Here is a 14099-nt window from a genome sequence, read left to right as displayed (position 1 = left end):
AAGCGTTATCGCAGGGTATTGGATAACGCTTTTTTTCTGGCTGGTTCGAGCCATTTGGCCATTAACCAGGCAAAAACTATTAAGCTGCACATGCTGGCAAGCAAAGCTAAAATTGCTCCGCCCAGACCATAGGCCAAAGTTGCCGGAATACAGCCCAAAATAAATAAAAGTAATGGGAAATGGGTGACATACAAGGTATAGGAAAAGTCTGCGGATTGAACCCAGACCGGATGATAATGACTGCGTCGATGCTGGAGCTGTACCAGCCAGCAGCTAAAGGCCAGACCCACACAGAAATTAAAAGGGGCAAAATTCGCAGCGCGGTATTGCTGGGCCTCATCAATCACCTGAAACTGGTAAGCATCAAAACAGGCGATTAGAAATGCCAAGCCGAATAGGGCTAATTTGACTGATTGTAAGCGGTTTAAAAAACGTAGCTGGATATATCGAAATGAACAAGCAAAGGCAGTGAGCCAGACCAGAAAATAAATAAAAAACTGGATGTTCAGTACTGATAGTATAGCCAGAACCATAAAAAACCCGATTTTGGCGATTTCCGAATTTTTTAAAAAAGGTAAGAATCCGGCCAGCACATAAAACCACACTTCATAGCTCAGACTCCAGAGCGCAGCATTGGCTGAAACCGTTGGCGTCACAAAGCCATTCAAAAATAGCAGCGAGCCAACAAACTCCATCATGTCTATACTATAGTCAGTCCGGATCATCATGCCAAAACTGTGTTGAAAAGCATGCGTGTGGTTGGTAAATAATAGTGGAGCAAGCAGATATAAAACCAGGGTCAACCCCATGGCAAACAGAAAGGGCGGTAAAATTCTGCGGCCACGCTGTCGGGCATAATGGTGCAGATTGAACTGACCATGCTGATGAATGTTGTACTGGATTGAATAGCCGATCAGATAACCACTTAAGGCAAAGAAAATCATGACTGCAGCCTGCCCAAGCAGGCGTATCCATGAATAAATGCTGGTATCGAAAGGCCCAATAAATGCCTGAAAGCAGTGACTGAATAACACCACAATGGCACTGATACCCCGTAGGCTCTCAAGCTGTAGGCTGAAATAGTGCGAGAGCGTATTCGGGGCAGTGTTCATGATCCTTAGCCTATAATCTGAATGGTACTTGCACCTGCACCAACCGGTTTGACCTGAATCTGTACCGGAATACGTTCATGCATTTCCTGCACATGCGAGATTAATACAACTTTACGACCCTGACTTTGTAAATGATCCAGTGCATTCATCACCATATGTAACGAAGCAGGATCTAGCGTACCAAAACCTTCATCAATAAACAGTGATTCCAGTTTCATGGAGCCGGAGGCCATATTGGCAATCGCCAAAGCCAAAGCCAATGAAACCAGGAAGGTTTCACCCCCCGATAGGGACAGCACAGGGCGGACTTCACTATTCATGTCCAGATCAATAATCGCCAGACTCAGGCTATCCGGAATACGGTGTAACTGATAGCGGGGTGCCAACGGTTGCAACTGCTGATTTGCATATTCCACCAGAATATCCAGATGATGTTCCTGGGCAATTTTCTGGAATTTGGTACCTTCCTTATGTCCGATCAGATCGTAAATACGACCCCAACGGTATTCTTCAGCTTTGATCTGCTCAATTTGCTGCTGATATTTGGCATAGGTGTTTTGATTATTGGCATTCATACGCAGTTTGGCATCAGTTTCATTGAGTACTTCCTGCTGCATTATTTTTTCCTGATGCAGCATGCCAAGCTTTTGTTCAATTTCCTCAAATTCATGTTCTGGCTGTAGTTTTAAATGGGCCTGATATTGTTCTTGCAGTAATTGCCAGGCTGTTCTGGCATTTTCGAGTGCCTGTTTCTGGTTGGCCAGATCCTGACGAATCCGTTGATGGCTGCTCAGATCAATACTGAGCCATTGTTCAATTTGAGCTACCGTCACTTGCGGATGTGCTGCTTGCCATGCCTGAATATCTTGCTGATATTGAGCCAATTGCCGATCGATCTGCTGAAGTTGACTGATAAATTCTTGCAGTTTTAAGTGGGTTTGATGCCACTGTTTTTCAGCCTGAGCCGTGCATTGACGCTGTTGTTCTAAAGTCTGCTCTAAGGTTTTGGCTTGCTGATCCAGCGCATCACGCCATTCTGCAGCGACACGGTAGACTTGTCCTGTATGCTCTTTGGTCAGTTCAGCCAGCTGTTGACGCAGGTCTTTGCCTTGCTGAATCAACTGCTCTACAGACTGGCTCAATTGAGCAAAATTTTGCTGTTCCAATTGTAGTTGATACTGGCTCTTTTCCAATATCTGTTGCTGTTGATGCAGGTCAGATTCCAGCTGCTTTTGTACTGCCAAGTGCTGCATGCGCTGCTCTAACTGTTGCTGCAACTGAGGTAAGCAGAGCATAGGTGGCTGCGACTGGTACTGCTCGGGCAGTACGCTTAAAACTGGGTGTATTAGTTGGTCAAGTTGCTGACGTTGCTGTAGAGCCAGTTGTAATTGGTGCAATTGCTGTTGTTGTTGACGCCATTGTTGTAATTGTTGCTGGAGCTGTTGTTCCTGCTGTTGTGACAGTTCTAGCTGCTGGACCAGGCTTTGAGTGTGATTCGCCAGCAACTGGGTAAATATAGGAAGATCATTGTGCTGCTCGGTAACCACTTCCAGTTTAAGTAGTTGAGATTTACAGTCAGCAGAGGATTGTTGAATCTGGTTTTGTAGGACCTGGCAACGCTGTTGCTGTTGCTCAATTACTGTTTGTGCTTTGGATATTTCAATGCGTTGCTGCTGCTGAGATTGCAGTTGCTGATCAAGCTGCTGTTTTGCCTGCCGTAACTGTTGCTCCTGTAACTGGCTCAGGCTCTGTTCCAGACGTTCATGGGCGGTATCGACAAAAGGATGGGCCATACTCCCACAGACCATGCATGGCTCATCCGGTTTTAACTGGGCACGAAGATCCTGCACACTTTGCGCATGCAATAAACGTTGCTGGGCAAGTATTTGTTCCAGGTGTTCATATGCCTGTTGTTCAGCCTGAATCTGCTGATGCAGTGCCTGTTCGGCCTCTTGCTGCATTTTTAGTTGCTGCTGTTGGCTATTTACAGCAGATTGCAGTTGTTCAAATTCTTGTGATTGTTGAACGATCTGTTGCACCTGCTGTTGCAGCAGGTCGAGCTGACGCTGTTTCGCTTGGCGTTGCTGACGCATTTCCTGAATGGTTTTGAGCTGCTCTTCCAGCTGTTCCAGACTATGATGCTGTTGTATCCACTGGTTCAGATTTTCTGAAAGTGCTGTAACGGTTTTTTTCAGTTCAGGCAAAGGCTGCTTCAGGCTGTCCGGATTCTGTTGCTGCAGTTGCTGATACTGACGCATAAAGTCTTGTATGCGTTGCAAGGTACTTTGCGGTTCCAGATCGAATACATTTAAAAAGCCAGATTCAGCCAATTGTTGTGCAACCTTTTCTTGCCGAGCTTGTAGCTGATTCAAAGTCTGTTGTTGCTGTCGCAGTTGTTCTTCTAAAGGCTGTAGACGAAGGGTTTGAAACTGGCTTTGCTCTGCATGCAGTTTTTTGTACCGCTCTGATACCGTATCAATTGCATGATCCAGCCTTAAACCTGCCTCCAGATGCGGTTTCAGGTTTGCCAAGTGTTGCTGAAACTGGTGCTGCTGTTGTTGTAAGGCTGTAAGTTTGGCTTCTTCTGCTACAAAGCTCTGTTTGAGCGTTTCAAATTCCAGCGTAAATTGGGTGTGCTGGTGCTGAATCTGCTCTTTTTGAGGGGCTAGACGGGTACGACTCACAAACTGATCCCGAATCGACTGGAATTCATCCAGCTGCTCCAGTAGCTGTTGCTGTCCTGCAGATTTATTTACTGCATCTTGCTGTACTTCGTAGACTTCTTTTTTGGCATGGACTTCTGCATAGAGTTTATGTCGGTCCAGATGCCATTGTTTCTCATTTTCTAGCAGTTTTTCTGATTGCTGCAAATTCTGAAGTTGCAAAGACAAAGAGTTCTGCTGCTGTTGTAAAGCGCTGATGTCTTCTTCAGACAGAATTTCAATATGCCCGATCAGCTTTTCCAGATCGTTGCGCTTGTTTTTGACTTCGCTGAATTTCTCTGCAGCTTTCTGACTAACTAGACTGAAAATCTGCGAATTGGTGAGATATTCCAGTAAATCTGCACGCTCATTATCTTTGGCTTTTAAAAATGCGCCGACTTCCGACTGTGCGAGCAACACTGCGCGGGTAAACTGCTCAAAACTTAAGCCCACCAGTTTTTCAATGAGCGGGGTGACTTCCGATATTTTTTGCGTCAGTGTCGTGTCGTCATCCAGACATTTGACGTAGCGGTCTACTTTTAGATTGCCATCGACTTTCTGGCGTGCCCGTTTAATTTCCCAGCGTGCCATATAGCGTTTGCTGTCGAGTGCAATAAATTCCAGTTCGGCAAAACCATGCACGCAGCCACGGCGCAGAATATTCTTGGAATCCTTGATGGAAACATCCTGACCGCCAGCATCTTTCAAGCTGCCTGTCGCACCTTTTAAACGTGGAATTTCATTGTAAAGCGCCAGGCACATGGCATCGAGCAGGGTAGATTTTCCGGCACCAGTTTTGCCGGTGATGGCAATCAGGCCGGCATGAGCCAAAGGACTCGATTCAAAATCAATATGATGGGTGCCGGTGAGGGAGGCCAGATTATGAAGACTTAGACGTAAAATTTTCATGGCCGATCCTAGGCTTGTTGTTTTTGTGCAAGTTCGTGTTGGGCTTCATTCAGTAACTCCTGAAAATCCCGTTGTACCGAGTGATCCTGCTCATAGCCCATTTTTTTCCAGATATTGAAAAATAGCGATTCCGGAGTAGGGGGTGCCAGATCAATTTTAGACTGGCTTGAACTAAGGTCGACCTGTTGCTGGTAAATCCGGCTGATGCGCAGCAGTCGGTAACGGTTAGCAGGTAGGGCCTGTTCTATTTGCTGACGCAGATCTACCGGAGGCGGCGCATCGGTCGTGTATTCCACCTCCAGAAAATGCCGTGCAGAAAGCTGCTCGATTTCTCCGGCAGGCAAGGCCTGAATTGTAGTGATTAAATTTTCCAGCTTTTCACGAATGCGGAACAGCTCGACAGTACGCGGAATGCTTAAGGCATCGTACTGAAAGCGGTTTTCCGGGTTTTGTTCGGGATCAATCCTGACTTCCACTATTTGATGCTTATAATTAATCTCACTAAATGACAGCGGAATCGGAGAGCCACTATAGCGAATATGTGGCTGACCGACTTTTTGTGGTTTATGCAAATGCCCGAGCGCGACATAATCAATCACATCATCAAACAGCGCCGTCGACAGGGCCTCTTCATTGCCGACAATAATCGGACGTTCAGAGTCGGAGGTCTCACCACCTTGCATGTGCGCATGTGACATTAAAATTAGTGCCTGATGTGGCTGTTTGCGGGCTCTGGCTTCGGCAATCAGTTGTTGATGCAGATAACTGATCGCGTTCTGGTTATTGCTGGTATGTTCATTCAGTCCGGTAATTTCGGCACTGCGTAAATAGGGTAGGGTCAGACACCAGGCGATGATATTTTTATCCCGATCATAAATAGGAATAAGTAGACGATCCAGGTTCAGGGTATTTTCTGCAGTGCGGCCTACGATTCCCACAGCTTTGGCATTGAATTTGGCCAGCAAGGGTTCAACCTGTTCAATCCGATAACCGGAATCATGATTGCCTGCAATCATCAGGGTCTGCATATGTGGCGCCAGGTCGTGGGCGTCGGCCAGAAACTGGTATAGTTGTCTTTGCGCACTGGAAGCTGGATTGATCACATCAAAAATATCGCCGGCAATCAGCAGAGCATGCGGCTGCTTTGTTTTAATTTGCTCAAGTAGCCAAGTCAAAAACTGTGCATGTTCAAATTCACGGTGATGGTTATGGAAAAATTGTCCCAGATGCCAATCGGAAGTGTGAAGAAAATGAACTGCCATGTAATGAACCCTGAAATGTCTGCCTTGCTACTATAGGAAAAAGCACAGGTAAAAATCTACTTGAAATCGATATTTCAGTGAATTGTTTGTGATTTGGAGGCTGAATTTATTTTGATCAGTATGGATATTAATGGACGGTTGTATCCAGATCATCAGATATTAAAGGTTCTGCAAGCCCTCAGATTTTAGAAATAGGGATTTTAAAAAATAAAAACCGACGATTCGAGTGATGATGAAATCGTCGGTCAAATTTGTGTTACATGAAGATTTTGGCTGCTATTCAAAATTTCCCTGTACACTGGACTTATTGCTTTAGCTCTAAAGGTCAGCAAAAATTCGTGGATGCCAGTCCAAATTTTTGTACCTTGTACCCTATATAACGTCACCCTGTAGTGGATGGTTGACAATAAAATGAAAAAAAACCTGATTTTTTTTATACTAGCTTGTTGAAGATCACTGAGTCATGCATATGTTGCCGCTAAGTCGTTATTTTATCTGGTTTTTCGTTATATGTTTTATTTTTACCTGTATTTGCGGTGTACTCGCAGCCTTGCTGCCGATGGGCATGGGTGCAGTCTTGACGATTGTTCCCTATCTGGTAGCCATGATTTGGGTGCTTTTTAAATTTTTAAAACAGCAAAAACGTGCCCCGACCCAAGCAGAGCGTAAAAAATTCACCCTCGGGTTTAGCCTGATTTACTGGGGCTATAATTTATTATTTCTCTTGCTCGGTATTGTTATCGCCACCCGTTCCAATCCGAATGCCTGGCAGGACTTTCTGTTGTATCTACAGCAGCCACAATTTATGAGTATTGTGCTGATCATGTTCCTGATGATCGCAATTCCGCTGTATCTGCTGACCTACTGGTTTTATGGCAAGCAGGCCCAGCGTATGGCAGAGAAAATGTTTGGCCATCCACCTCAGTGAGTATAGATGAATCATTGTGTGACGACTGATCTTCATAAATTGATTGAATGATGAAAGATACAAATTCTCCACTACAAAGATCTTCTCGGTTTAAAAAGCTAAAGATGAGTGGTGTATAATTTAAATCAAGAAAATAATAAGGCGAAGAATGACGAATGTATAAACCTGTAGTGCTGTTGACGGGAGCGAGTGGTTTTATTGGCAGTCATCTCGTGCGTTTTTTACTGGAACGGGATTATCGGGTGATTGGGCTGACCCGTCAGAAAAATAAACATGAACCACATCCGGACTTCCATTGGATCAATCAGCTGGATGAATTAAAACAGCATCAGCTTGATTATGTGGTCAATCTGGCTGGCGAAAGCATTGGTCAAGGCCGCTGGACGGCAGCGCGTAAAAAGAAATTGCTGGATAGCCGTTTAGACACCACCAAAAAGGTTTTTGATTATTTAGAAAAAAATCAGATTAGACCGAAACGGATTATTTCAACATCAGCGGTTGGTTATTATGGTATTGATCCGACAGAGCGTTGGGAACAGGTCTGCACGGAGCAAAGTCCGCCACAAGATATTTTTATGTCTGAACTCTGTGCGAAGTGGGAACAGCTGGCCTTGTCCTATACTAACCAGAACACCAAGATTGTTCGCTTTGCGGTGGTATTTGGTAAAGGTGGCGGGATTCTTCCGCAGATGTTGTTACCGATTAAGCTGAATCTGTTCGGGCGGATTGGTCATGGACGTCAGCCAGTGACCTGGGTGCATCTAGAGGATGTGCTGCGTGCGATTGAATTCTTGATACTTGAGGATACAGCCGAGCAGATCTTTAATGTGGTCGCGCCAGAAAAAAGTAGTCAGGCCCAGTTTGCACGAACTGCGGCCCAGATTCTGAAGCGCAAACCCTTACTTCCACTACCCGCATGCAGTCTGAAAATGATGCTGGGAGAACAGTCACAACTGGTCTTAAACGGTCAGTATGTACAGTCCAAAGCCTTGCAGGAGGCTGGATTCCAGTTTCATTATCCAACTCTGAAAGAAGCACTGGATAATATCCTAAAGCACTAAACGACTGGGCTCTAATAAACGGACAGGATCATAAGGAGCTGGATCAACGATTGGCATTTGTTTAAGGATGAGTTGAGCGAGTAGTTTGCCTGATGCCGGCCCCATGCATAAACCATTCCGGAAATGTCCAAAATTGGCCCAGGCATTGTCTAGCTTGGGAATTTTGCCAATATAGGGAATACCATCGGGTGAGCTGGGTCTTAATCCGGCCCATTGCTTGACCAGCGGAAAATCTGCCAGTTCCGGTACCATCTCGATACACGCCTGTAAAATATCCTGCCGGATTTCGCTAGAAGGCGAGGTGTCAAAACCGACCTGACGCATACTGGAACCACATAAAACATGTCCATCCTGACGTGGAATCAGGTACATCACCTTATGCATGCACATGGTCGGCAGCCAGTTTTCTGGCGTTTTAAACAGCAGCATCTGGCCCTGAACCGGCTGTACCGGAATTTCCAAACCAAGTTGCTGTGACCAGTGTTGCGACCATGCTCCGGTTGTGAACACATATTGATCTGCCTGAAAAACCTGGCTATGTTCATCTGAGATACTTTTTACACAGCCTTGCTGAATATTGAGCCGAGTGATTTTACAGTCTTCTTGCCAGGTGACACGAGGATGCTGCTTCAAATAGTGAATGATCGACTGTAATAACCGTGGATTACGGATATTCGCCAGTTCAGGGAAATAAATCGCCTGCTTGAATTTGCTCTGATTAATTCTTGGATTGATCTGTTGCAGTTTAGCCTGATCAAGCAATTCTGCCTGTTGCTGCGGATCCTGATGTGTTTTGGCATAACTTAAACCGATTTCAAAATCGGATTCATCAAAAATCAGCATACCTGTTTCATGAATCTGGAAATCGATGCCAGTGAAAGGTTGCAGTTTTTGATTCCAGTCCTGATACATAGGTTTGGCATGTCGAGCCAGAGCATTTACAGCAGCGGGATAACGCCACGGATACATCGGGGAAAGGATTCCTCCTCCAGCCCAGGATGCAGCCTGTCCGGCGGCCTGTTGATCAAAAAGGGTAACAGAAAATCCCTGTTCAAGCAGTTCCAGCGCCGACATCAAACCGGTGATGCCAGCGCCGACAATGGCAATATGCATTGCGCCGAAATCCTTTTACTTCATGTCTTTCAGTTTAAGCGCAGCTTCTTCAGCAAAATAGGTCCAGATACCATCTGCACCGGCACGACGACAGCTCATCAATGATTCTAAAATGACGCTATCAGATAACCAGCCATTTTGAATTGCCGCAGCCAGCATCGCGTATTCGCCACTGACCTGATAGACAAAGGTTGGTACGCCAAAAGTGTCTTTGACTTCGCGGACGATATCCAGATAAGGCATGCCCGGTTTAACAATCACCATGTCTGCACCTTCCTGAATATCCAGCGCAATTTCATGCAGGGCTTCAGCACGGTTACCGACATCCATCTGGTAATTGTATTTATTGCCGCCTTTTAAATTGCTGGCAGAACCGACTGCATCACGGAACGGACCATAGAAACTTGATGCATATTTGGCTGAATAGGCCATGATGGAGGTATAGATATGACCATTTTTTTCAAAGGCCTGACGAATCGCACCGATCCGGCCATCCATCATGTCACTTGGAGCAAACACATCTGCACCGGCTTCGGCATGGCTCAAGCCCTGTTTAATCAGGCACTCGACCGTTTCATCATTTAAGACATAACCGTTCTCATCAATAATGCCATCCTGACCATGTGTGGTATACGGGTCTAATGCGCCGTCAGTAATCAGCACCATTTCTGGCAGTTCTTTTTTCAATAAACGCAAGGTGTTTTGTACCAGACCATCTTCACGCCACGCAGCTTCTGCAGTCAGGCTTTTATCTTCTTGTGGGGTGACCGGAAATAGCGCCAGTTTATTGACACCGAGTTCCAGTAGACGTTCTGATTTTTTTAACAACAAGTCCGCTGACAGACGCTGGATATTCGGCATACTTGGAATATCTTGGGTCTGGTTTTGTCCTGGCAGGACAAATACTGGATAAATGAGATGATCTGCCGCGAGATGGGTTTCACGAACCATCGAACGTAAATGTTCATTTTTACGAATACGACGCATGCGAGTTGCAGGAAACGCGGGACGATTGAACGTATAAGTCATAAAAATCTCAGTAATCAGTATTAAACTAGGCCTCTATTGTAGCCCTAACTCAAATTTTTGGGCATAAATTAGCGGTTTTTTATTGTGGTGGATTCGGGCAGAGTGATGAGTAAGACAGAGAGAAACTGGACAGGTAATATACATCTGGGCTCGAAAGTGGATATTGATGTAGTCCTGAACCAGCTGGTACATGCTTTTAATAGCTCTCCTTTTTTTAAGCATAATGGCATGACCATGCGGGTGGTCGAGGGCCAGATTGAAGCCTATGTGGAAATGCAGGATTTTATGGTTGGGAATGTCGCGTTTCAAATTTTGCATGGCGGTCTTGCGGCCACGGTACTCGATAGTGTCGGTGGAATTGTAGCGATGGGGGAGCTATATAAAAAAGCCGAACCTGAAACCATTGCCGATACCATTAAAAAAGTCTCGCGTTTGGCGACAGTGGATATGCGGGTGGATTATCTGGCACCTGGGCGCGGTAAATATTTTATCGCGCGGGCAGAAACCTTACGTTTGGGGCGTAAGGGCTGCACCATGCGTATGACCATGGTCAATGATGAAGATAAGCCAATTGCTACAGCGATCGCATCTTATGCTTATTGAGGGTAAGAGATAGAAAATAAAAAGCACTGTTGAACAGTGCTTTTTTAGCTTTCGACCTTCAGATCGATACAGGTTATAGATCTGATTTGGCCCGATTTAAGGCCTTCTGCCATTTGGCTAAATGAGCTTCACGTTCATCATTTTGCATTTTCGGTTCAAAGGCATGTTCAAGTTGCCAAGACTGCGAAATTTCCTCCAGACTGGAAAATATTCCGGATTTTAATCCGGCCATGGCTGCTGCTCCCCAAGCGGTAGACTCCAGCATTTTCGGACGTAGCACCGGCACATTGAGAATATCTGCCTGAAACTGCATCAGCATGTCATTGCTACTGGCACCGCCATCGACCCGTAATTCTTTTAAAGGGTGGGCAATATCGGATTGCATTGCACTGAGGACATCCGATACCTGAAAAGCGATTGATTCTAAGGCTGCTCGGGCGATATGCGCTTGAGTCGTACCACGAGACATGCCACAGAGCAGGGCACGCGCTTCACTGTCCCAATGCGGCGCGCCAAGTCCGGTAAAGGCCGGAACCAAAACCACGCCGTCGGTATCCTTAACTTTACAGGCCAGTTTTTCGATATCATCGCTTTTTTGAATAATCCCGAGACCATCACGTAGCCATTGCACTACCGCACCTGCCATAAAGACGCTGCCTTCCAGTGCATAGGTGGTTTGACCCTGCGCTTGCCAGGCAAGGGTAGAAAGCAGTTTATTCTGACTGAGCTGGATGTCTTGACCGGTATTGAACAGCATAAAACAGCCGGTGCCATAGGTGTTTTTTGCGCTCCCCACTTCAAAACAGGATTGACCAAACAGTGCAGATTGCTGATCACCTAGAATCCCGGTAATGGGGATATTGGCACCGAGTAAACCTGAAGCGGTGTCAGCGATATAATTATCCGAGGAAATAATTTTTGGTAAGACTGAAGCAGGAATATGAAACAGCTCCAGCAGTTCTTCGTCCCAAGTTTGTTGATGTAGATTCATCAGCATGGTACGGGAAGCATTGCTGGCTTCAATCACATGTTCTGCGCCTTGAGTCAGGTTCCAGATCAGCCAGCTATCGATAGTACCAAAAGCGACATGACCCTGTTCAGCCAGTTCACGTACGCCTTCTACATGCTCCAGAAACCAGACCAATTTTCCTGCACTAAAATAAGGATCAATCCGTAGACCGGTTTTTTGCTGAATTTTGGACATCAAGCCTTGATCAATCAGCCGGTTACACCAGTCAGAGGTACGACGGTCCTGCCAGACGATTGCCGGGGCGAGCGGTTTACCATTTCTTCGATCCCAAACCACCGTGGTTTCGCGCTGATTGGTCAGACCAATGGCTTTAATATCTTTGGCGAGAATTCTTGCGGTAGCGAGCGCTTGCTGTACCACCGCAATCTGCGTGCTCCAGATTTCCTGAGCATCCTGTTCGACCCAACCTGAATGTGGCGTCTGAATATGGGTTTCACGTTGAGCCGTTGCCTGAATTTGTCCATGTTCATTAAAAATAATAGCCCGACTCGATGTGGTTCCTTGATCTAGGGTCAGTAAATAGCTCATAATTTTTCTGTTATTCGGCTTGAAAAGTAAAATATTAGCGCAATAATGTAATTAAGCGCATCAAGTTGTGTAAATGTTTAGAAAATACATCGTAATTTTTGACATTTATGCTATGATTGCCTTGTACTTTGGGGGTGTTTCTGGCTTCGACGCTGGTGATGAAACTCATAGATGCATGCCGAGAGCGCATTTTCTCTCGTAAATCAAATTTGCATTTTTTAGTCGCAAACGACGAATCATACGCTCTAGCTGCCTAAGGGCAGCTTGTCCGCCTCTCCGAATACTTGTGGTTAGAGAGTCCGACTGAAGCGCACGCACACAAGTCCGTATAAAGCCAAGCCTCGGGGCTTTGTACTAAATCAAGAGGATCGCGATTTGTACCCTGTTCGTCGGGTCACAAAGAGTTAAAACAATAGACGATATCTAAGCATGTAGTATTCTCGAGCGTAGTGCTGGCGGACGCGGGTTCAACTCCCGCCACCTCCACCAAAATTCTTTCCGAAGTAATCCATCGGAATCTAAAAAAGCCTTTAAACTCAATGTTTAAAGGCTTTTTTATTGGCTGTATTGTCCGACCTTGTCCTAAGCCGTTTGACCCTATTTTTGCTTTATGAGGGTCAAAATTGGGACAATTTGACCCACTAAATAAGTTTAATTATGTGGGACAAAGATATGTCGCTTACTGATGTGCTGTGTAAAAAAGCATTACCGCAGGAAAAACAGTACCGCCTTTCTGATATTAATGGTCTGTCTTTACGAATCGATCCGAATGGCAAAAAATATTGGTCTATCAGATACACGGAAAATGGACAAAGGAAGTCCAAAGCATTAGGTATCTATCCTGAGCTAAGTTTAAAGCGTGCAAGGGAGATCGCGCTTGATCTGAGATATAAACTCAAAAATACAATTGAGGTCGAGCAGGAGCAGCCTTATTTTAAGGAAGTCGCAGAGGATTGGTTTAATAATCAAAAAGAAACCTGGTCATCCAAACATATTAGTAATGTTCGAGCTTCCTTGGATGAGCTTTATATTGCTCTTGCTAATAAGCGTATTAATCAAATTCAGGCACCTGAGATTCTGCAGATCGTTAAGAAGATTGAAGCTAGAGGCTCGCTTGAAATTGCAAAACGTACCTTATCTCGCTGTGGCATGGTCATGAAATATGCCATTGCACATGGATACCGCTATGATAATCCGGCAGGTGATCTGGTTTGTGCGCTCAAGAACAAAAGAGTCAAAAACCTGGCTTCGCTTACAGCCTCTGAAATGCCTGAATTTTTAAGAAAGGTAAGAGCATACCCAAGTGATGCTCAAACACATCATGCCATTATTCTGATCATGCTGACAGGTGTTCGGGTTAGTGAGTTGCTACAAGCACGCTGGGAAGAATTTGATCTGGAAGGGCGTAAGTGGGATATCCCTGAAGAGCGTATGAAGAACCGTCTTCCTCATCGTGTACCGTTGACGGACATGATGATTGCTGAGCTAAAGGCTTTAAGGCTTACTCATAATCAGGAACTGTTATTTCCACATCGTTTGAATAACAAAGAATCAATGCGTAGTGAGTCTATTTTGGCTGTGATTAAACGTTCAGGTTATGCAGGTAGGATGACCACACATGGTTTTAGATCGCTATTCAGTACAGTCGTAAACGAATCAAATTTGTTTAATCCCGATGCCATTGAACGGCAGCTTGCTCATGTGCCACAAAATAGAATTCGCTCGGCCTATAACAGAGCACAGTACTGGGATGAGCGTGTGAAGATTATGGAGTGGTATGAGAAAAAGGTAAAAGAATGGATTAGCTAATTAACTGATACTC

Annotated in this window: 10 protein-coding genes and 1 other RNA gene; 5 read left to right on the top strand and 6 right to left on the bottom strand. The window is 45.3% G+C overall.

Translation table 11 applies throughout. From position 1 onward, the window contains the following. Positions 1–5 precede the first annotated feature (5 nt). Genes F891_RS05390 through F891_RS05380 form a run of 3 tightly spaced genes read right to left on the bottom strand, consistent with a single transcriptional unit; the run spans position 6 to position 5985 of the window. Positions 6–1112 carry an acyltransferase family protein gene (locus F891_RS05390; protein ID WP_005251164.1) on the bottom strand — a complete coding sequence of 369 codons (1107 nt, stop codon included), beginning with the start codon at positions 1110–1112 and terminating at the stop codon, positions 6–8. 5 nt (positions 1113–1117) lie between these two features. Further along, entirely contained in the window at positions 1118–4723 is a 3606-nt protein-coding gene (locus F891_RS05385) for an AAA family ATPase (protein ID WP_005251165.1), read from the bottom strand. Positions 4724–4731: 8 nt separating this feature from the next. After that, positions 4732–5985, bottom strand: coding sequence for an exonuclease SbcCD subunit D (locus F891_RS05380; protein ID WP_005251166.1), 1254 nt, complete (start codon positions 5983–5985; stop codon positions 4732–4734). Positions 5986–6454: 469 nt separating this feature from the next. On the opposite strand from F891_RS05380, the gene F891_RS05375 reads away from it, so the two are divergent. Continuing rightward, a complete protein-coding gene (locus tag F891_RS05375) occupies positions 6455–6913 on the top strand; it encodes an ABZJ_00895 family protein (protein WP_005107697.1) in 459 nt (152 codons plus the stop codon). Positions 6914–7068: 155 nt separating this feature from the next. Next, positions 7069–7974 (top strand): TIGR01777 family oxidoreductase, encoded by a 906-nt coding sequence (locus F891_RS05370; RefSeq protein WP_005251167.1) that lies wholly within the window; start codon positions 7069–7071, stop codon positions 7972–7974. On the opposite strand, the gene thiO is transcribed toward F891_RS05370, so the two are convergent. Both thiO and hemB read right to left on the bottom strand, forming a co-directional pair. Beyond that, positions 7963–9087 (bottom strand): glycine oxidase ThiO, encoded by a 1125-nt coding sequence (gene thiO / locus F891_RS05365; RefSeq protein WP_005251168.1) that lies wholly within the window; start codon positions 9085–9087, stop codon positions 7963–7965. The two genes, F891_RS05370 and thiO, sit on opposite strands and share 12 nt — an antisense overlap. Positions 9088–9102: 15 nt before the next feature. After that, positions 9103–10116 (bottom strand): porphobilinogen synthase, encoded by a 1014-nt coding sequence (hemB, locus tag F891_RS05360; protein ID WP_004279288.1) that lies wholly within the window; start codon positions 10114–10116, stop codon positions 9103–9105. A gap of 105 nt (positions 10117–10221) precedes the next feature. Between hemB and F891_RS05355 the strand changes: the two genes are divergently transcribed. Continuing rightward, entirely contained in the window at positions 10222–10719 is a 498-nt protein-coding gene (locus F891_RS05355; protein ID WP_005251173.1) for a thioesterase family protein, read from the top strand. 73 nt (positions 10720–10792) lie between these two features. On the opposite strand, the gene glpK is transcribed toward F891_RS05355, so the two are convergent. Beyond that, a complete protein-coding gene (glpK, locus tag F891_RS05350) occupies positions 10793–12277 on the bottom strand; it encodes a glycerol kinase GlpK (protein ID WP_005251174.1) in 1485 nt (494 codons plus the stop codon). Positions 12278–12407: 130 nt separating this feature from the next. On the opposite strand from glpK, the gene ssrA reads away from it, so the two are divergent. Next, positions 12408–12766: a transfer-messenger RNA gene (gene ssrA / locus F891_RS17310) on the top strand. A gap of 183 nt (positions 12767–12949) precedes the next feature. Further along, entirely contained in the window at positions 12950–14086 is a 1137-nt protein-coding gene (locus F891_RS05345) for a tyrosine-type recombinase/integrase (RefSeq protein ID WP_005262494.1), read from the top strand. Positions 14087–14099: the final 13 nt, after the last annotated feature.

It is taken from the genome of Acinetobacter sp. CIP 101966 (assembly GCF_000369725.1).
GTDB lineage: Bacteria > Pseudomonadota > Gammaproteobacteria > Pseudomonadales > Moraxellaceae > Acinetobacter > Acinetobacter lwoffii_Q.
Note: the sequence above shows the minus strand (reverse complement) of the source record. Positions and strands in the feature narration are given on the sequence as shown.